Annotated in this window: 20 protein-coding genes and 1 pseudogene; 8 read left to right on the forward strand and 13 right to left on the reverse strand. The window is 67.1% G+C overall.

The window, feature by feature from the left end:
* Positions 1 to 320 precede the first annotated feature (320 nt).
* The 3 genes from QE394_RS07410 (at position 321) to QE394_RS07420 (ending at position 2,454) form a co-directional block, all read left to right on the forward strand.
* Positions 321 to 1,367: an aldo/keto reductase gene (locus QE394_RS07410; protein WP_349034171.1), complete on the forward strand. Its 1,047-nt coding sequence runs from the start codon at positions 321 to 323 to the stop codon at positions 1,365 to 1,367.
* A 154-nt stretch (positions 1,368 to 1,521) separates the two neighbouring features.
* Positions 1,522 to 2,052, forward strand: a complete 531-nt coding sequence (locus QE394_RS07415) for a DUF488 domain-containing protein (protein ID WP_261618635.1) — start codon at positions 1,522 to 1,524, stop codon at positions 2,050 to 2,052.
* A 102-nt stretch (positions 2,053 to 2,154) separates the two neighbouring features.
* Positions 2,155 to 2,454 carry a DUF3040 domain-containing protein gene (locus QE394_RS07420; protein ID WP_349034172.1) on the forward strand — a complete coding sequence of 100 codons (300 nt, stop codon included), beginning with the start codon at positions 2,155 to 2,157 and terminating at the stop codon, positions 2,452 to 2,454.
* On the opposite strand, the gene QE394_RS07425 is transcribed toward QE394_RS07420, so the two are convergent.
* From QE394_RS07425 to QE394_RS07475, 11 genes and pseudogenes are all read right to left on the reverse strand, one after another.
* Positions 2,444 to 3,373, reverse strand: coding sequence for a DMT family transporter (locus QE394_RS07425; protein WP_349035385.1), 930 nt, complete (start codon positions 3,371 to 3,373; stop codon positions 2,444 to 2,446). The two genes, QE394_RS07420 and QE394_RS07425, sit on opposite strands and share 11 nt — an antisense overlap.
* Positions 3,374 to 3,438: 65 nt before the next feature.
* Positions 3,439 to 4,041: a helix-turn-helix domain-containing protein gene (locus QE394_RS07430; protein WP_349035386.1), complete on the reverse strand. Its 603-nt coding sequence runs from the start codon at positions 4,039 to 4,041 to the stop codon at positions 3,439 to 3,441.
* A gap of 128 nt (positions 4,042 to 4,169) precedes the next feature.
* On the reverse strand, positions 4,170 to 4,523 hold the full coding sequence (locus tag QE394_RS07435; RefSeq protein WP_349034173.1) for a hypothetical protein: 354 nt from the start codon (positions 4,521 to 4,523) through the stop codon (positions 4,170 to 4,172).
* A gap of 33 nt (positions 4,524 to 4,556) precedes the next feature.
* The gene (locus tag QE394_RS07440; protein ID WP_349034174.1) at positions 4,557 to 5,663 is read right to left on the reverse strand and encodes an L-idonate 5-dehydrogenase; all 1,107 of its coding nucleotides are present in this window, start codon (positions 5,661 to 5,663) and stop codon (positions 4,557 to 4,559) included.
* The gene (locus tag QE394_RS07445; RefSeq protein ID WP_349034175.1) at positions 5,663 to 6,433 is read right to left on the reverse strand and encodes an SDR family oxidoreductase; all 771 of its coding nucleotides are present in this window, start codon (positions 6,431 to 6,433) and stop codon (positions 5,663 to 5,665) included. Before QE394_RS07445 ends, QE394_RS07440 begins: the two co-directional genes overlap by 1 nt.
* Positions 6,430 to 7,401, reverse strand: coding sequence for a 2-hydroxyacid dehydrogenase (locus tag QE394_RS07450; protein ID WP_314216004.1), 972 nt, complete (start codon positions 7,399 to 7,401; stop codon positions 6,430 to 6,432). Before QE394_RS07450 ends, QE394_RS07445 begins: the two co-directional genes overlap by 4 nt.
* A gap of 72 nt (positions 7,402 to 7,473) precedes the next feature.
* Positions 7,474 to 8,229 carry an SDR family oxidoreductase gene (locus QE394_RS07455; RefSeq protein WP_056082578.1) on the reverse strand — a complete coding sequence of 252 codons (756 nt, stop codon included), beginning with the start codon at positions 8,227 to 8,229 and terminating at the stop codon, positions 7,474 to 7,476.
* An 82-nt stretch (positions 8,230 to 8,311) separates the two neighbouring features.
* The gene (locus tag QE394_RS07460) at positions 8,312 to 9,652 is read right to left on the reverse strand and encodes an MFS transporter (RefSeq protein ID WP_349034176.1); all 1,341 of its coding nucleotides are present in this window, start codon (positions 9,650 to 9,652) and stop codon (positions 8,312 to 8,314) included.
* A 41-nt stretch (positions 9,653 to 9,693) separates the two neighbouring features.
* Positions 9,694 to 10,707: a biotin-dependent carboxyltransferase family protein gene (locus tag QE394_RS07465; protein WP_349034177.1), complete on the reverse strand. Its 1,014-nt coding sequence runs from the start codon at positions 10,705 to 10,707 to the stop codon at positions 9,694 to 9,696.
* Complete coding sequence (locus QE394_RS07470) at positions 10,704 to 11,435, reverse strand: carboxyltransferase domain-containing protein (RefSeq protein WP_349034178.1); 732 nt, start codon at positions 11,433 to 11,435, stop codon at positions 10,704 to 10,706. The genes QE394_RS07465 and QE394_RS07470 overlap by 4 nt, the downstream gene beginning before the upstream one ends.
* A gap of 2 nt (positions 11,436 to 11,437) precedes the next feature.
* A pseudogene (locus tag QE394_RS07475) lies at positions 11,438 to 12,224 on the reverse strand (5-oxoprolinase subunit PxpA).
* Positions 12,225 to 12,624: 400 nt separating this feature from the next.
* Here QE394_RS07475 and nac point away from each other — a divergent pair.
* Both nac and QE394_RS07485 read left to right on the forward strand, forming a co-directional pair.
* Positions 12,625 to 13,578, forward strand: a complete 954-nt coding sequence (gene nac, locus QE394_RS07480; protein ID WP_349034179.1) for a nitrogen assimilation transcriptional regulator NAC — start codon at positions 12,625 to 12,627, stop codon at positions 13,576 to 13,578.
* A 132-nt stretch (positions 13,579 to 13,710) separates the two neighbouring features.
* Complete coding sequence (locus QE394_RS07485) at positions 13,711 to 13,953, forward strand: hypothetical protein (RefSeq protein ID WP_056082593.1); 243 nt, start codon at positions 13,711 to 13,713, stop codon at positions 13,951 to 13,953.
* Positions 13,954 to 14,015: 62 nt separating this feature from the next.
* Here QE394_RS07485 and QE394_RS07490 read toward each other — a convergent pair whose 3' ends face one another.
* Positions 14,016 to 14,711, reverse strand: coding sequence for a 4-carboxy-4-hydroxy-2-oxoadipate aldolase/oxaloacetate decarboxylase (locus QE394_RS07490; RefSeq protein ID WP_261618625.1), 696 nt, complete (start codon positions 14,709 to 14,711; stop codon positions 14,016 to 14,018).
* Positions 14,712 to 14,773: 62 nt separating this feature from the next.
* Entirely contained in the window at positions 14,774 to 15,982 is a 1,209-nt protein-coding gene (locus tag QE394_RS07495) for an aspartate transaminase (RefSeq protein WP_349034180.1), read from the reverse strand.
* 320 nt (positions 15,983 to 16,302) lie between these two features.
* Between QE394_RS07495 and QE394_RS07500 the strand changes: the two genes are divergently transcribed.
* From QE394_RS07500 to QE394_RS07510, 3 genes are all read left to right on the forward strand, one after another.
* Complete coding sequence (locus tag QE394_RS07500) at positions 16,303 to 16,857, forward strand: hypothetical protein (protein ID WP_261618623.1); 555 nt, start codon at positions 16,303 to 16,305, stop codon at positions 16,855 to 16,857.
* Between the two features lie 155 nt (positions 16,858 to 17,012).
* On the forward strand, positions 17,013 to 17,312 hold the full coding sequence (locus QE394_RS07505) for a DUF4193 domain-containing protein (RefSeq protein WP_056082606.1): 300 nt from the start codon (positions 17,013 to 17,015) through the stop codon (positions 17,310 to 17,312).
* A gap of 142 nt (positions 17,313 to 17,454) precedes the next feature.
* Positions 17,455 to 18,777: a BNR-4 repeat-containing protein gene (locus QE394_RS07510; protein ID WP_349034181.1), complete on the forward strand. Its 1,323-nt coding sequence runs from the start codon at positions 17,455 to 17,457 to the stop codon at positions 18,775 to 18,777.

Here is an 18,777-nt window from a genome sequence, read left to right on the forward strand (position 1 = left end):
TACGTGCTGCATGTTGCACCGGGCGTTTGCACCCCCGCGCACAACCGTTGGTTCAGATTATTCCAGTGCTGCCGTGGGACGAAACTGCCGACCGAAACCGGCCTGCCCGCCACAAAACGTCACGCCCGCTTCCCTGCGTTACCTCCCGCGTCGAAAAGAGAAGGAACAAGGCGGGATTCTGCCGGGTGGAAGTGAATCTGTGTAGCCTCGTGACGATCGGCGGCACGTAGGCATCACTCGACGTGCGCCGGCACCAGGCAGACAGCAACAGGCATCAGGCATCAGGCAACTGGCACGCAGCCAACAGGAGGGAACCGGGGATGAGCCTCAGCGAACTGAGGGTGTTCGGACGTTCGGGCACCCCAATCAGCCAACTCACCCTTGGCACCATGAACTTTGGCGAAGGCGCCGGCGGTCCACACGGGGCCCCCACCGGCGCGGAGGAAAGCATCCGCATCATCCACGCCGCCCTTGACTCGGGCATCACTGCCATCGACACGGCGGACGTCTACTCCCAAGGCGAATCCGAGCAGGTGGTGGGGCGGGCCCTGCGCGGCCGGCGCGACGACGTTTTCCTGGCCACCAAGTTCCACGGCCAGATGAGCGCCAACCCGGCCCATTCCGGCAACTCCCGCCGCTGGATCACGCAGGCAGTGGAGGGCAGCCTCCGCAGGCTGCAGACGGACCGGATCGACCTCTACCAGGCGCACCGGCCGGACTACAACACTGATGTGCTGGAAACCATCACTACCCTCAACGACCTGATCCGGCAGGGCAAGATCCTGTATTACGGCACGTCGGTCTTCACACCCGCCCAGCTGGTGGAGGCCCAGTGGCTGGCCAATACCAACCACCTCATCCCTCCGCTGGGCAATCAGGTGCCGTATTCCATGCTGGTCCGCGGGAATGAACGCGATGTGCTGCCCATCGCCCAGCAGTATGGCCTCGGTGTCCTCGCCTACGGTCCGCTGGCGGGCGGCTGGCTCTCCGGAAGCTTCACCTTCGAGGCCGGCAAGGCCCCCACCCGGGTGCACTCGCTCCCGGGCCGGTACGACATTTCGGGGCCGGCCAGCGAGCGGAAGCTCCTTGCCGCTGATGCGCTGGCCCGGCTGGCGGACAAGCTGGAACTTTCCCTGGTGGATCTGTCCATCGGGTTTGCCCTGACCCACCCGGCCATCAGCAGCGTGATCATCGGGCCCCGCAACGAGGAACACCTGCAGGCCTACCTGCGCGCGGCGGATGTCCGGCTGAGTGAACCGGTCCTGGACGCCATCGACGACCTTGTGCCGCCGGGCACCAACTTCGTTGAGCGGGACGCGGGTGCCATTGTTCCGTCCATCGAGTTCGCGGAATTGCGACGGCGGTAGGCGGCTTCCGATGTAGCGCCCGGGGTGCGCCGATCGCGCAGGCCGCGTCCCGCCGTCGTGCGCTGCATGAATCGTGCGCATTGAACGCGTGCTGAGGCGTGTGCCTGAAACCGGTGACCGATCCCGCTTCGCGGGCCTGCCTATCATGGCTTGGATGAAGGCGCTTTTCACTATTGGGCACGGGACCGCCGCGCAAGAGGACTTCACCGCGCTGCTGGCATCGGCGGGCGTGACCTCCCTGGTGGACGTGCGGATCGGCCCGGGCAGCCGCAAGCACCCGCAGTTCGGCAAGGACCTGATGTCCATGTGGCTGCCCGACGCGGGGATCAGCTACCGCTGGGAGCGGCGGCTGGGAGGATTTCGCAAGCTGCCCCCGGATTCCCCCGACACCGCCCTGCGCAACGAGTCCTTCCGCGCCTACGCCGCCTACATGCGGTCGCCGGAATTCGGGGCCGCCCTCGGAGAGCTGCTGGCTGCTGCGCAGGACCAACAGACGGCGATCATGTGCAGCGAGACCGTGTGGTGGCGCTGCCACCGCCGCCTCATCGCCGACTACTGCGTCCTGCTCGCCGGGCAGCCGGTGGAGCACCTGATGCCGCCCTCCAAGCTGACTCCGCACATGCCCACCCGCGGTGTCCGGACCGGTACAGGCTCACTGGTTTATGACGTTCCCGGAACGGACTGAACCCGGGATTGTGGTGGGCGCAACGCGAACCCTTGACTCGATGGTGGAAGGCTCTTAGCGTCATAAGCGATACCCGCGTCTCATGGAATCCAGGGGCATCCGATGCCAATGTCCGAAGAGGAGCGGAGGCTGCTCAAGGAGCTGGAGCTCGGACTGATTGCCGACGATCCCCACCTGGCCATGGAGCTGCTCTCCGGTTACCCGTCCCGCCGTATTCCGCCGGGCCTCGTGCCAGGCAGCCTGGTGTGCCTGCTCGCGTTCGCGATCGTCGCCGCAGGCATCGGCAGCCAGGAACCTGCCGCCGTGGTGGTGGGCCTTATGCTGCTGGTGCTTGGCGGCTGCCTCCTGCTGAACCGTCCCGCCACCCGGAGCGGTCCGCAGCGTGGTGGGGCTACGGGCTGACTTTCCGCGGTAGGGCTACCGCAGGGCCGGCGGGCTGCGGTGTGCGCTGGGTCCGCGGCGTCAGGATGAACAGGCTGCCCAGGACGACGGCGGCGCCAAGCCAGCCAAGTGCCGGGAGCCGCTCCCCCACCACCAGGACGGCGAGGACAGCTGCCACTACCGTTTCCAGCAGCGAGATGCGGGTGGCCGTGCTGGCCCGGACCCGGGCCAGGCCCCAGCCGAACAGGATGTAGCCGGCAAACATCGGGACCAAAGCCATATAAGCGCCCACGGAGAAGTTGGTCCAGGAGTCGAGCAGCGGTGCACCGGTGGCGGCCAGGACGGGCATCAGCAGCAGCCCGCCGAGTCCGAAGATGCTGCCCATCGCCGCCCGGGACGGGATGCCGCCGCCGATAAGCCGGTGCGCCGCCCACGAGTAGAGGGCATACGTGCCGCCGGCCAGCAGCCCCAGGAAAATTCCAGCCGTGGAACCCCAGGCCCCGGCGGCGTCTGTGCCAGCGCCGGTCGCGGGACTGTGTCCGGCGAACGAGAGGAGCGCCGCTCCGCCCACGCCAAGGAGCGCACCGGTGATCCAACGCCGGGTCAGCGGCTTCCGGTCGGTGAACCGTTCGATCAGTGCTGCCGCAACGGGCGCCGATCCGATGGAAACCACAGTTCCCACGGCCACTCCGGACAGGTGCATGGAACTGTAGAACGCCAGCGGGTATACGGCCACGGCGGCCGCTCCAACTGCCACGAGCTGCCACCGCCGCAGGATGCCGGACCGCTGCCGCCGGATGGCACGGGCCGCGAACAGCGCCTGCAGCAGGCCGCCCATCCCCATGGCCACAGCACCGATGGCCAGCGGGCTCACCCCGGGCGCGAAGGTGGCGGCGGTCCCGGTGGTGCCCCAGAGGATGGAAGCCGCGGCGACGAACAGGGCGCCCCAGAGCGGCGCGTTGGCGTGCCCGGCGTGCACAGTGACGCCTGGTGCGGGGATGCCTGTCACAGTCCTGCCAGTATCTGCTGGGCAATGCGTTTGGCGTCCCGGAGGTTGGCGTCGTCGCCTTCGAGGCCGGCCCTTGCCATCGCCCCCTCGAGGAGGAAGGAGAGGTGCTGCGCGAGCCCTGCCGCCCGTTCCGCCGCGTCTGGTGACCCCGCAGTCCCGGGAAGACCGGCCAGAAGGTCAGCCAGATGCGTGGCCAGTAGGTGTTCAACCTCCTGTTTATGCTGCCGCACCGCCAGCCTCCCGGGATGGCCAACGGGCAGTTCGGCCGCCGCATTCAGCAGGCCGCAGCCGCGGAAGCCGTGTTCGTAGGAGAAGTTGGCGTGGTCCAGGTAGGCGTCGAAGACGGCGAGGACCCGTTCGCCGGGGGTGGCGGCAATTGCCACCCGGGCGCGGTACAGGTCCAGCCATTCCTCGTGGCGTGCCTCAAGGTAGGCGGCCACCAGCTCGGCTTTGGACGCGAAGTTGTTATAGAGGCTTTTCTTCGCGACGCCGGCCTCGGTGGTGATGGTGTCGATCCCCGTGGCGCCCACGCCCTGGGCATAGAACAGCCGTGCGGCGGCTTCGAGCAGCAGTTGCCGGGCGGGTGTCCGGGCGGGCAGCGTAACGGCAGAAGCAGCAGCGGATACGGATGCGGCGGATGGGGCTGTTGCGTTGGCGGGCACGGCACGTCTCCTTGGTAGGTAGACCAGTCTACCTACCAAGGAGCCGTTCTACCAGATCCGGCCAGTTATGCCGCAGCAGCGCCCGTCCGTGATCGCAGTTCGAGCACCACGGCTTCCACGAGCGCGCCCGGGTCCAGGGCGATATCGCCGAGGACGTGCGCTTCATCGGGTTCCAGGGTTTTCGAGGGTTGCCAGCTGGGACTCGAGCAGGGTGCGGGGCATGAACCCGTGGGCCCGTGCGTCCATCCGCGCGGCATGGTTGCCGCACTGCCGGAGAGGTGCACGAAAACGACGTCCGGCGCGGCAGCCCGCAAAAGGTCCCGGTAGCTGCGCTTAAGAGCGGAACAGGCGACGATGGGCGCAACCGGTGTGCCGCCGTCGTAATTTCCCGTGGCCCCGGCGCCATGCCCCGCCGGCACCTCGCCTGCCCACCAGCGGCGGAGCCTGCGTGGTCACTGCCCGCCTGCCGCCTGCGCGGGACCGCCGCCGTTGAAGCTCAGCAGGACCTTGCCGGAGCTGGTGGAGTCCTTGGCAACCTCGAACGCGTGCAGGGCCTCGGACAGCGGGAACTCATGGGTGATGACGGGCTCGATGTGCAGGCTCCCATCGGCGAGCGCGGCGATGACCTCATCGATCTCGTTGTTGAAGCGGAACGAACCCTTCAAATCCAGCTCCCTGGTGATGGCCAGCGAGATGGGCAGCGGCTGCATGCCGGTTGGCAGCAGCCCCACCATCACCACGGTGCCGCCGCGGACGGCACCGCGGATGGCCGAGGCGAGGCCGTGGTGGTTGCCGGAGGATTCGATCACCACGTCCGCTTCGACAGCGTCAATGGCAGCCGTGTCCGCGGCGTTGATGACCTGGTCTGCGCCGGCGGCGGTGGCGATCTCCAGCGGCTTGGGGTGCAGGTCCACCGCGGTGATGTGCGCGGCGCCGGCACGCTTGAGCACCGCGACGGCCAGCGCGCCGATGGGTCCGGAGCCGATCACCAGGGCGGTCTTGCCGCGGACATCACCCGCCCGGGACACAGCGTGCCAGGCGACGCTGGCAGGTTCGATCAGGGCTGCCGTGCGCAGGTCGATACCTTCGGGCAGGGGCCGCAGCATCCGCACAGGAAGGTTGACGTAGCGGCTGAACGCGCCGTCCGTGTGCGGGTAGCGGGCCGCACTGCCCAGGTAGGTGCAGCCCGGCGAGAGATTGGGCCGGTCGGCCGGGTACTTCGCCGCACCGGGTCCGGGGGTGGCCGGGTGGACGGCGACGGCGGTCCCCGCCTGCGGTCCCTCACCGTTGGCCGCGGCGCGGACCACCACGCCGGAGATCTCGTGGCCCAGGACCAGCGGGGCCTTCAGGATGGACTCCCCTGCCGCGCCGTGCAGCCAGTAGTGCAGGTCCGAGCCGCAGATGCCGCCGTACAGCACCTCCACGACGGCCTGGTCTTCGGCCGGGTCGGCCAGCGGTACGTCATCGATGCGCAAGTCCCCTGCGCCGTGGGCCACCAGGGCCGGGCCGGAGGCGGGCAGCTTTTCGGTCACAGTGTCCTGGAAGGTGTTCCCTGGCATCAGACCACCACCGTCATTCCACCGTCGATAAAGATTGTCTGGCCGTTCACGAAGTCGGATCCGCTGGAGGCGAGCCAGACCACAGGTCCTGCGAGGTCCTGCGGGGTGCCCCAGCGGTGGGCCGGTGTCCTTCCCAGGATCCAGGAGTTGAACTGCTCGTCGTCCACCAGGTTCTGCGTCATTTCCGTGTGGATGTACCCGGGGGCGATGCCGTTGATCTGCAGCCCGGAGGCGGCCCACTCGGCCGTCATGGCGCGGGTCAGGTTCCGCAGCCCGCCCTTTGCCGCTACGTACGGGGCGATGGTGGGCCGGGCCAGGTCCGTCTGCACCGAGCAGATGTTGACGATCTTGCCACGGCCGCGGGGAATCATGTGCCGCGCCGCTTCCCAGCCCACCAGGAACGCGCTGGTGAGGTCCGTGGAAATCACCCGTTCCCAATCGGCCACGTCCAGGTCCAGCATGGGCACGCGGTGCTGGATGCCGGCGTTGTTGACCAGGATGTCCAGCGGGCCGACGTTCTCCTCGATCCAGGCGATGCTGCGGGCGGCGGCGTCGCCGTCGGTGACGTCGAAGGCGATGCTGGTGATGCGTCCGGGCGGGAAGTCGGCGGCGAGTACCGTTTCGGCTTCCTTGAGCCGCTCCGCGTTCACGCCGTTAAGCACCACTGTGGCGCCGGCGTCGGCCAGTGCGCGGGCCAGCGATGAGCCGATCCCCCGGCTGGAGCCGGTGACCAGGGCAACGCGGCCGGTCAGGTCGAACAGTGCGCTCATGCGGGCAGTCCCTGCTGGGAAGGGACCTGCTGGAACGGGCCCTGCTGGACCAGGTTTGCCGGGGTCTCGCCGGCGGCGAGCGCTTCGAGCTGGCGCTTCAGGAGCTTGAGGATCCTGGGCTCGAACGCGGAGGCGTTGCCGCCCACGTGTGGGGTGATGAGGGCGTTGCCAGTGGACCACAGGGGGTGGCCCTTCGGCAGCGGCTCGGGGTCAACCACGTCCAGGGCGCACTGCAGCCGGCCGGAAACAACCTCGGCGGTGAGAGCGCCGGTGTCGATGACGGGGCCGCGGCCCACGTTGACCACCAGGGCGCCGTCGGGCAGGGCGGCGAGGACCTGTGAGTTGACCAGGTGGTGGGTGTGGTCGTTCAGCGGGAGGACCGAGACCAGGATGTCGTGGTCCCGGGCGAGGGTTTCCAGGTCAGTGGAGGCATGGACCTGGCCGTGCTGATCGGTGCGGGCCGTGCTGCCCACGCGCGTTACGGTGACCTCGAAGGGCTCCAGCCGGCGGGCCAGTTCCTGGCCGATGCCGCCGATGCCGAGCAGCAGGACGCGCCGGTCAGCCAGGGACTGGCGGCGCTGCGGTGCCCAGTTTTCGGTCTGCTGGTCGCGGACGGCCTGGTCGATGCCGCGCAGCTTGGCGAGGATGAGGCCCACCGCCAGTTCCGCTGTGGCGGCGGCGTGCACGCCTGAGGCGTTTGCCACCGCGGCGCCCGGCCCTGCTGCCTCGCGGACGCCGTCGAACCCGGTGGACTGGGTCTGGACGAACTTCAGGTCCTGCACCTTGTCCAGGTTCCCAAGGACGGCCCCGGCGTTGATGTACGGAAGGATGACGCCGTCAATGCTGCCGTGGGCCGCGTCGGGTTCGCCCTGCATGTCCCACACCACGCCCCTGAGTCCTTCGGGAAGCGGGGAGAGGTCAGCGAGGAGCTGGGGTTCGGGGAAACTGACGGTACGTATCAACTGCATCGGTGCGGCCTATCGGGTTGGCGGTGTGGATATCGGCTGCCCGGGTCCCGGGCAGTGCGGAGTGGCTGTTCGTCAGTCCTCGCGGCGGTCAAAGGTAAGGCCGCCGGGAACCTGGAACGTGGGCATGAGTTCAAGCATGCCAACATTCACGTGGCGCGGGGTTTCGATGGCGTAATCAATCGCATTAACAATGTCGTCCGTGGTCAGCGACTCGTAACCTTCGTAGTACGTCTTCCAGGCCTCTTCCATGGCCTCGGGGCTGCCGCCCATGTTCCGGCCGAAGATCTCGGTTTCCACGCGGCCGGGGCAGATTTCGGTGACCCGGATGCGCTTGCCCACGGTGTCGTTGCGGAGCTGGCGGGAAATCTGGTGCACCGCGGCCTTGGTGGCGTGGTAGGCCGTGTGGCCGTAGAAGTTGTAGGTGCCGGCGATCGAGCTGATGTTGACGATGTGGCCAAGGTCGCGCTCCACCATGCCCGGCAGGACCAGCCGGGTCAGCTGCAGCAGGCCGCGGAGGTTGACGTCCACCAGTTCATCGATGTCCTCTTCGGACGAGTCCAGGATGTTGCCCGGGCGGGAGACGCCGGCGCAGTTGACCAGGACGTCCACGTTCAGGCCGCGGACGACGGCGGCAAGCGCGGCGGTGTTGGTCAGGTCCACCACGTGCGGGACTGCTCCCGTCCGGTCCGCCAGTTCCGCGAGGCGTTCTTCATTGCGTGCCACGGCGTGGACGGTAAGACCGCGCTTGGTGAGGCGTTCGGTGATGGCGGCGCCCATGCCGGTGGAGGCTCCGGTGACAAGGGCGGTGGTGTAGTCAGAAAAAGGCATGTGGTTCTCCAGGTGTGGGGAATGGTAGTGCTCCTGCGCCCGGCAGCGGGGCCGGACGCAGGAGCCTGTGGGTCAGGGGTGCCTAGGCATCCCGCAGCGGTACGTGGGCACGGTCCTTGACGGTGCTCACGGCGAGCAGGGTGCCCAGGGCGGTGACTACTGCGTAGAAGGCGGGCATGTAGACGTTGCCGGTGCTGGAGATCAGCCAGGTCATCAGCAGCGGGGCGGTGCCGCCGAACAGTGCCGAGGAGATGTTGTAGCCCACGCCGTAGGCGGAGTAGCGGACCCGGGTGGGGAACAGTTCAACGAGCAGGATGTGGATGACGGCGGTGTGGCCGGCGAAGACCACTGCCATGATGCAGGCGCCGAGGATGGCCAGGCCCATCTCGCCGGTGGCGATCAGTGCGTAGGACGGGATGCCCAGCACTGCCATGGCGATCGCGGAACCGGCGATGACCTTCTTGCGGCCCACGCGGTCGGAGAGGGCGCCCATGAACGGGATGGCGATGCAGATGACCACCAGGCTGCAGGCGGTGACCAGCAGGGCCTCGCCGATGGTGAAGTTGAGCTGCTTGCCCTTCAGGAACGTGGGCATGTAGGAGAACAGGACGTAGTAGCCGGAGCCGTTCATCAGCGGGATGAACAGGGCCAGGAGCATGGCACGGCGGTGTTCCGGGGACTGCAAAGCTTCCTTGAGCGGGTTCTTGGCGAGGCCGCCCTCTTCCTTCAGCTTCTGGAAGTTGGGGGTGTCGCTGATGGCCTTGCGGATGTACCAGCCAATGATGCCCATGGGGATGGCGACCAGGAACGGGATGCGCCAGGCGAAGGCACCGAAGCCGCCGCCGTCGATCGCGGCCTGGGTGAGCCACGGGGACATGGCAAAGGCAACCATGGTGCCGGTGAGCAGTGCTGCGAAGGATGCGATCTGGGCGTAGGAGGTGATGATTCCGCGCTTGCCTTCGGGGGCGTGCTCGGCGAGGAAGGTCATGGCGCCGGCGGCTTCGCCGCCCACGGAGAAGCCCTGCAGGAGGCGCAGGAGGACCAGCAGGATGGGTGCCGCGACGCCGATGGCCGCATACGGCGGCAGGATGCCGATGCCGGCGGTGGCAATGCTGATCAGCATGATGACAAAGACCAGCAGTTTCTGCCTGCCGATCCGGTCACCCAGGTAGCCGCAGACAATGGCGCCGAGGGGCCGGACGAAGAAGGACACCGCGTAGCCCGCGAAGACGAACAGCAGGGCGTTGTCCGGGTTGCCCGGGGCAAGGAAGACCAGGGCCAGGGTTCCGGCCATGAAGGCAAAAATGCCGTTGTCGTACAGCTCCACGAAGATGCCCACGCATCCGGCGGTGACAACCTTGCGTGTCTGCTTCGCAGTCAGACGGTCCTGCTGCGGTGCTACCGCATTCGTTGATGTTGACATCTTGTTTTCCTTTGTGGGTTTGGGAAAAGCATTCACGGGATTCAGCTTCCTGACGCTGGGCTGAGTTCGTGCCAGCGCTCGCCGGCTCCGATGCCGAGGAGTCCGAAGACCGTTTGGATGGTGCTCCGCAGCCTGTCCAGTTCCAGGCAGGCTGCCCTGTGGGTGGCCGTTGCATCAGCAACGGTTGTCTTTCGGAAGGTGATGGTATGTCCGGGCCTGGCCTGCGCCAGGACGTCCAACGAGCGGCTGGTGACCACTGCCAGGACCGGATAGCCTGCCGTCACGCCGCGTCCCCGGTGCAGGACCAGCAGTTCTTCCCGGGACGGGACCTCGATGGCCCCCACCGGAACGCCGCGGGACAGTACTTCGGAGGTGAGTTGGCGTTCGGGCAGTGCGCCGCCGAGCCGGAGGCCGATGTGGTTGCTCCTGGGGCTGACGGTGTACTGCGAGGTGAAAAGCAGGTCTGCGGTGGTGCCGAACTCCGCCACGTCCGGACCATCGGTGACATCGATGACCGGGTGGGTGGTGAAGTCCGGTTTGGTCAGGCCCAGCCGGAACAGGGGCAGGCCGTAATGCGGCTGCGTGATGGGGGCGGTGGTCCTTTGCGTGGCCAGTTCGGTTCCCTCAATGAGCTTGAGGCCAAAGCCCACCACCGTGTCCGGGGCGCAGCTGCCCAGCAGGGTGGGTACTGCGAACGATCCGTGGACGGCGATGTAGGCCCGGAGCCCGGTACGGATTCCACGGACCGCCACTGTTTCGCCGGCCCGGACCGAGACCGGCTCCCACTGCGGGCAGTCGCGGCCGCCCACCGTGAGGTCCAGCGGCGCGCCGGTGACGGCGATCAGCAGGTCCGTGGTGGCGCGCATCCGAAAGTCGAGTGCGGTGAGTTCCAGGAGCGGTTCGTTGTCCGCGTTGCCGGCCAGGATGTTGGCGGCCTTGGCCGAGAACTGGTCCAGGGCACCGTTGACCGGGAGGCCGAAGGCGGGGCCCTTGGTGCGGCCGAGGTCGGTGGCCACGGAGTGTCCGGGCTGCAGGATGACGAACGATCCGGTCATGGCCGCGCCTCCAGGAACTGCCCGGCGAGGCTGTCGAAGTCCGCTTCCGGGATGGCGTGGAAACACAGTTCGTCGCCCGGAACGTAGGGCACCAGCGGTTCGCGCGTGGCATCGAGGACGGTCAGCGGCGTCTGGCCGATGACGCACCAGCCGCCGGGTGCCGTAGCCGGGGCAATCACTGCCTGGCGTCCGGCAACGGAGACCGCCCCGGCAGGGACGGAGAGCCGCGGATCCTTGAGCCTCGGGACAGGGAACGGGAAGTCCGGTCCGTCCATCATGGGAGAGCCGGCCGGCGCTCCCAGGCAGCGGATGACGTAGGTCTTTTCGGTGTGGCGGGCGATGACGTCCGCGGCGTCCATGCCCTGCTCTGCTGCCACGCGGTCCAGGTCCGGTCCGTAGCTGCCGCCGTACACCACGGGCACTTCGAAGCGGCGGGGCTCACGGACGGTGGCGCCGGTGAAATCAAGCTGGCGCATGGCGAGGAGCACGAATGCCCGGACCTGCCGCGCGGAGGTGAGGTAGGGATCGAATTCCACCAGCACGGAGTCGTAGGTGGGCACGGCGCCATGGACTCCGTCGACGCCGGCCGTTGCCAGCCAGCCGGCCAGGGAGTGGACGGTAGCCCAGTCGGCTTCGGCATTGCCGGAGGTCGCCACCACCCGGAGGGCGGCGTCACCGGACTCGTGGATCTCCAGTGCCGCGGGGGCGGCGATGGTTGGGGCCGGCATGGTCAGGAAACCTTCTGCTTCGCGGCGAGCACCTGCGCCAGCGGGGCCACGGTGACGCCTGCCGTGATCAGTTCGCTGCGGATCAGGCGGGGCCAGTTCGACGGCGCCGGGATTGTCCCCATGCAGCAGGATGGTGTCCGCCTGGATGGCGAGGTCACTGCCGGACGCCGTGGCGATCAGGCCTTCGCAGACCATCCGGACGGTCCGTTCGACAATGGCTGCGGGGTCGTGGATGACGGCGCAGGGCTGGCTGCGGGGAACCAGGGTGCCGTCTTCCTGGTAGGCGCGGTCGGCGATGCCCACGATGGCGACCTGCAAGCCACGGTCAGCTGCGGCGGTGGCCAGTTCGCCGTCCTGGGCGAGCACGATCAGGCGGGGGTCCACGCGGGCCGCGGCGTCAGCCACAGCCCCGGCGTAGTCGGCGCGGGTTGCTACGAGGTTGCCGAGGCGCCCGTGCGGGGCCAGGTGGGAGACAGACCCGCCGTGGTAGGCGGCGAAAGCCGTGAGGGCGCCGAGCTGGTACACGACGTCGTTGCGGACTTCGTCCGCGGAGAGGTCCATGGCCCGGCGGCCGAAGCCGCGGAGGTCCGGGAAGCTTGGGTGGGCGCCGATGCCCACTCCCTTGCGGACGCATTCTGCAACGGTGGCATTCATGATGTCCGGATCGCCGGCGTGGAATCCGCAGGCGATGTTGGCGCTGGAAACGATATCCAGGAGGGCCTTGTCGTCGCCGATCGAGTAGGCACCAAAACCTTCACCAAGATCCGCTACGAGATCAACTGTGGGCATTGCGGGCCTTCCTCTGCTGCATGTTTGGGGATGTAAAAAAGTGTGGCACCGGAGACTTGACTCACACAAAGACGTAATCGGTGTCACGGGATAGGGGACGGTTATGACCCCTCGCTTGCGGCCTTGTGGCCGACACCTGGAAATGTACTAATGGCTTGTTTCGGAAATGTAAAAACAATGCGGCTAAATGACGCCTCTGCGGTTTATGCAAAATGCATATGCCGTCATCGGAAGCTGCTATGACCGGAGCGGGGATAGAATGTTCTGGTCATTGGGAAGTCATCTGCAATTAACCTATGCCTGAGGCCGGGATCACACAAAGACGTAATGCCTGTCCCGCCATAGCGCCAACGTATGACCCCCGCAGTACTGTGCCGTCCCCGCCGGAAAGAGGAACGCTATGGACACCCGCAAGCTGGCGTACTTCGTGAAGATCGTCGATTCCGGCAGCATCACCAAGGCCGCCGCCGCCCTCCATGTCGCCCAGCCGGCCCTGAGCCAGCAGGTGTCCTCCCTGGAAACCGAGCTGAAGCAGCGGCTCCTGATCCGGAGCAAGCAGGGCGTGGAGCCTACCGCCGCCGGCCACACCCTCTACCGCCACTCGCAGACCATCCTGAGGCTGGTGGAGCAGGCACGGCTGGATGTGGCAGCATCCGGCGCTGCGCCGTCGGGCCGGGTTTCCATCGCCATCGCCCCCTACAGCATGGCGTCCAGCCTGACACCGCGGATCATCAGCGAAGTTAGCCGGCGCTACCCGGACATCGTGCTGCACCTGACCGAGATTTACGGCGGTGTGCTGAGCGAGGCCATCAAGAACGGCCGGCTGGACATGGCCCTGATTTACGAGCCCGGGCCCATCCGGGGCGTGCAGTTCACCACCCTGATCGTCGAGGACCTGTACCTGATCGTCAACGCCAGCCGCGAGCTTCCGGTCGGGCCGGAGGCAGACACCATCACCCTGGAGCAGGCAGCCACGCTGGGCCTCTTCCTGCCGGAGCAGATCCACACCCTGCGGCAGGTAGTGCAGGCCGGCATCGAGGGCAAGGGGCTCACGCTCCGGCTGGTGGGCGAGGTGGAGTCGGTTCCATCGCTCACCCGGCTGCTGCGCAGCGACCTGGGGGCCACCATCCTGCCGAAGTCGGCGGCGGACGCCCTGTTCCATGAGGAGGACTTCCGGGTCCTGCGGATCGTGGATCCGGCACTGCAGTGCAAGATCGCCCTCTGCACCCCGGACCATGAACCACTGTCCGAGGCGGGGTCCGCCGTGCTGCTGGTCCTGAAGGAAATGCTGCAGGAAATGCTCCGCAGCAAATACCCGCCGATTTCCGCGGGAAATCCTGCCGCCTCGAAATAGCCATCATAAGGCAGCCTTATCAGGTCACGCTCCATTAGTCTTATCCATGGAATTACGGGCGTCCTAGGATAAAAGCCATAAGGGTTCGCCAACGGCGTTTACCCGGCACAAATGATTCCTTGGAGCCCAGCCATGAAAAAGATCACCAGCCTGCAATACCGGAAGTCCTCGGACCGAAGGGTCCAGCTCAAGGCGGGCACAGGCTCGCACTGCCCCACGAACGGATTCTGGCGGCCTGAGGACGGGCCGGCGTCGGACCCTGTTTTCGTCTTTGAGGGAAGCATGATGCCGCCGGGCAAGCGCGGCTCCACCATGTGGTACCTGGATGACAGCCAGGTTGGGCCTCCGGCGCATCTCCTCCCCGGCATGAACTGACAAGTTCCACCACAGCAGAAGGGCCCGGAGTTCCGAAAGGAACCCCGGGCCCTGCTTTGTGCTTACAGCGCGGGTTCGAGTTCGGCGTCCTCCACCAGCAGGCCCTTGGCCTTGAGGACGTCCGTAAGCTTGCACAGCTCGATGGTGGTGCCGCCTTCCTTGTAGAGGCGGATGAGTTCATCTTCGGCGTCAACGCGTGCCTGGGACAGTGCGATGACTTCCTCGATTTCGTCCTTCCGGACCACCACGACGCCGTCGGCGTCGCCCAGCAGGACGTCGCCGGGGTAGACAATTTCGTCGCCGAACACCAGCGGGTGGTTGATGGGGCCGATGGTTTCCTTCACGGTGCCCTTGATGCAGACGCTGCCGGAGAACACCGGCAGGCCGAGTTCGATCAGGTCCTTCGTGTCGCGCACGCCGGAATCGGTCACCATGGCGGCGACGCCCTTGGCCTTCATGGCGTTGCCCAGCACGTCGCCGAAGGTTCCGGCTTCCTCGAATTCACCGGCCGCAACCAGGACAACGTCGCCCTTTTGGGCGTAGTGGATGGCCACCTGCAGCATGAGGTTGTCCCGCGGCGCGCACACCACGGTGACGGCCGGGCCGCAGAATGACATGCTGCGGTCGATCGGCTTGATCTTCGAGCTCAGCGCACCCTTGCGCCCCTGGGCTTCGTGGACCGTGGCGGAGGAGAACTTGGACAGGCGTGCGATGGCGTCCTCGGACGGCTTGTCGAACTTGGTCTTGACGTGGATCACGGGATGGCTCCTGGAGAGGCTGGAAAGGGAGGTGGTTGAGGGGCTGATGCAGGACACGGGGCTCAGGAGAGCGCCAGGACCGCTTTTTCGATGGCAGCGATGGATTCCTCGATCACGGGCAGTCCCGTGGCGTAGGAGATCCGGAAGTAGGGGCCCACACCGTAGGCCGAGCCCTGGATGACGGCCACGGAGGCGGCGTCCAGCAGGTAGAGGGTGAAGTCCTCGTCGTTGGCAATCAGCTTCCCGTCCGGCGTGGTCCTGCCGATGACCCCGCCGCAGTTGACGTACGCGTAGAAGGCGCCCTCCGGCGTCGCGCAGTTGAGGCCTTCGATGGCGTTGAGCCCGGAAACTGCCGCGTCCCGGCGTTCGCGGTACACGGCCACGCTTTCGCGGACGAAGGACTGGTCGCCGGTGAGTGCCGCGGCGGCGGCCGCCTGGCTGACGGAGGACGGGCAGGAGGACATCTGGGACTGGAGCTTGTTGATGGCTGCCACCAGGGGCGCCGGTCCGCCGGCGTAGCCCAGCCGCCAGCCGGTCATCGCGTAAGCCTTGGAGACACCGTTGGTGACCAGCACGCGGTCCTTGAGTTCCGGCGCCACGGCAACGAGGCTGGTGATCGGTTCCGAGCCGAAGTGGATTTCGTCGTAGATCTCGTCAGTGAGGACATGGACGGCGGGGTGCTCCTTGAGGACCGCGGCCAGGCCGGCGAGTTCGGCACGGGAGTAGACCGCCCCGGTGGGGTTGGACGGCGTGTTGAGGATGACCCACTTGGTACGGTCCGTGAGGGCCGCTGCCAGCACCTCCGGGGTCAGTTTGAAGCCGGTGTCCTCGGAGCAGGGGACGACCACCGGGGTGCCTTCATTGGCGAGCACCATGTCCGGGTAGGACACCCAGTAGGGGGCGGGAATGACCACCTCGTCACCCGCGTCCAGGGTGGCCATGAAGGCTGTAAAGATGACCTGCTTGCCGCCGCCGCCGATGGTGATCTCGCCGGGCGTGTACCGCTGCCCGGTCTTGCGCTCGAGCGTCTGCAGGATGGCCTGCTGGAGTTCGGGCGTTCCGGTGACCGAGGTGTACTTGGTTTCGCCGCGGCCAAGGGCGGCGATGGCGGCGTCCTTGATGTGCTGGGGGGTATCGAAATCCGGTTCGCCCACCGTCAGGTCCAGGATCCGCCGGCCCTCGGCCTTGAGCTCCCGGACGCGGGCTGCTGCGGCCACGCTGGGTGAGGATTTGATTCGGGTGACGCGTGACGCTGGCACGAATTCAGGCATGTTCTCTTCCGGGGCCTTCCACTGCGGACGGAGGGTGATTCATTCGAGCGTAGGGAAGGAACGCCCCGCTTGGATAAGACCTAAAGTGCGTGGACGGATAAGCGGCCCTTATGACGCCGCACCCAGAAGAATCCGCTATAGCACCACGCCAAATAGGTATTCCCTGCCCGGCGGCGGGGCCGCGTAGCGTGGCAGGCTGGACCTCCTTCCCGCGCTCCGCGCCATGGCGCACGACGGCGGCGGCCGGCTTTCCGCCGTCTGCCTGGGGTGGTCCTCCGCTACTTTCGTCCCAGGAGCCTTTTGGCAGCAAGGAGCCGGCCGTGTCCTCCCGCCACGCCTTCCGTCCAACGGCCGCTGCCGCGGCTACGCACACCGGTGGCTCCCCGCGTGGGGCGTACCGGTACCGGGGAACACCGCAGGCGGACCCTGCCGCCGCCAGGATTGGCGAGATCCGGGACCTTTTGGAGCAGCAGCGGCGGATGATTTCCCTCCGGTCCAGCCGGCTGCGGGCCCTGTTCTCCGAGCTCAACGAACGCGTGGCACAGGCCGTCTGCGACGGCGTGAAGGTCACCACCATCGCACGGGCTGCGGGCGTGCCGGTCACCGCGGTCCGCGGCATCGGGCTGGGCCGGGACGGGCTGTACCCCTCGGGCCTGCCGGCCGAGGACCAGCTGCGCACCATTGCCGGGATCGCGGACGAGGTGTCCGCCGTTGAAGCGGCGCGTGCCGCCGTCGAACGCCACCGTGTCCAGGTGCTGGCGGACGCGAGGAAACAGCGCCTGCTGGACGATTACCAGCTCGCCTCCGTGAGCGGCCTGAAGCACGACGAAATCCGCAAGATGACCAGGGGCGTGAACACCCGGCCGGAGGGCTGACCGGCCGCAGGCACGGAAGGGAATATTGTGGCCCTGGCCCGGCGTTGTTGCCCTGTTCGGAAGAATCTGTCCAGAAGAATCAGTCGGGAGGAATCCCGTCGGACAAACCTGCCAGGTGGTTCCGGATTTCACCAGCCAGAGAGGAGAACGCACTAATGGCAGTTGACTACGACGCTCCACGGGTGACGCCGGAAGACGAACCGAACGTTGCCATCGAGGAGCTGAAGGCCGACAAGCCGGGACGCCGGGAGGCGGCTCCCGATGTGGACGAGACTGACCTTGCGGACAGCTTTGAGCTCCCCGGAGCCGATCTGTCCCACGAGGAACTGCAGGTCCAGGTTGTCCCGGTCCAGGCGGACGAGTTCACCTGCATGTCCTGCTTCCTGGTCCATCACCGCAGCCAGCTGGCACGGGAAAAGGACGGGAAGAAGTACTGCAGGGAATGCGAGTCCTGAGCGGCCATGCGGAGGCGGCGGACGGCCGCTTCCGCCCGGACCGGTGAGCCCGCCATTATCGGAAAGCCCTTTCCAAGGCTCGCCGGTCCTGATTGAATGAAGCACGCCACCCTTCCTTCAATCACACAGAACGGCTTTCACAGTGCGCATCAATGACAACGGGGCATGGTGCTGGTTCCAGGACGAACGCGCCCTCATCGATCCGGCCAACAACACCCTCCTGGTGGGTTCCGTCGCCGCTCCGGAAGGGCCCGGCGGTGCTGACCGCGGCGGCAACATCGAGGTAGCGGTGCTTGACCCTGCCACGGGGCACAGCCAGGTCCATGTGCTGCACGAACGGCTGGAATCCGATGACCATAACGCCCCGGCACTGCTGATCCGGCCGGACGGCAGATACGTGGCGATGTACGCCAGGCACAAGACGGACAACTACTCCCGCTGGCGCGTATCCGTCCGGCCGCATGACGCCTCGGAATGGGAGCCCGAGCAGGTCTTCGACTGGACCGAGCTGGCGGACGGCCGCGGCGCCACCTACTCCAACCTGCACCGCCTGGACGCCGAATCCCGCGTCTACAACTTTGTCCGCGCCGTCAATGACGATCCCACCATGCTGGTGTCCGACGACGACGGCAGCACCTGGCGCTACGGCGGCAAGCTCCTCACCCGCCCCAAGGTTGGCTACGTCAACGGCTACACCCGCTACTGGGGCAACGGCGTGGACCGGATCGACCTCATCACCACGGACCACCACCCCCGCGACTTCAACAACAGCATCTACCACGGCTTCATCCGGGACGATGCGCTGCACGACGCAGAAGGCCGGGTGGCCAGCAAGCCGCTTCTGGGCTCCGCGGGCGTCAACCAGGACACCCTCACCACCGTCTTCCGGGCCGGTACCGAAATCGACGGCGACGTCCTCACCCACGCCTGGACAGCAGACCTGCGGGGGCAGGGCAACCAGCTGGCGGCCATCATCAGCTGCCGGGCCAACGACGTCAACGGCCCGCTCCAGCGTCAGCAACGGCTAGACGTCGACGACCACCGGCTGCTGTACGCGCGCTTCGACGGAACGGAGTGGGCCCTGCACCCGCTGGCCGTGGCCGGCCCGGGCCTGCTCCCCCATGAGCAGGACTACACCGGACTGGGGGCCGTTGACCCCAACAACCTGGACCAGGTCTACATTTCCACGCCGGTCCACCCCGGCACCGGCGAAGCCACTGACCACTACGAGATCTACCGGGGACAGACGGCCGACGGCGGCGCCAGCTGGAGCTGGAGCGCGTTGACCGAAGACTCCCACTCAGACAACCTCCGCCCCCTGGTGGTTCCCGGCGACCCCTCGGTCCACGCCGTGCTGTGGTTCCGCGGCAGCATGGCCTCTTCCCAGGCCTACACCGCCGAGGTGGTGGGACAGGTGAGCCGCCCGGAAGCGGGCGACGGGACCAACCCGCAGCCGCCCAGCTGA

It is taken from the genome of Pseudarthrobacter sp. SORGH_AS 212, assembly GCF_030818145.1.
Lineage (GTDB): Bacteria > Actinomycetota > Actinomycetes > Actinomycetales > Micrococcaceae > Arthrobacter.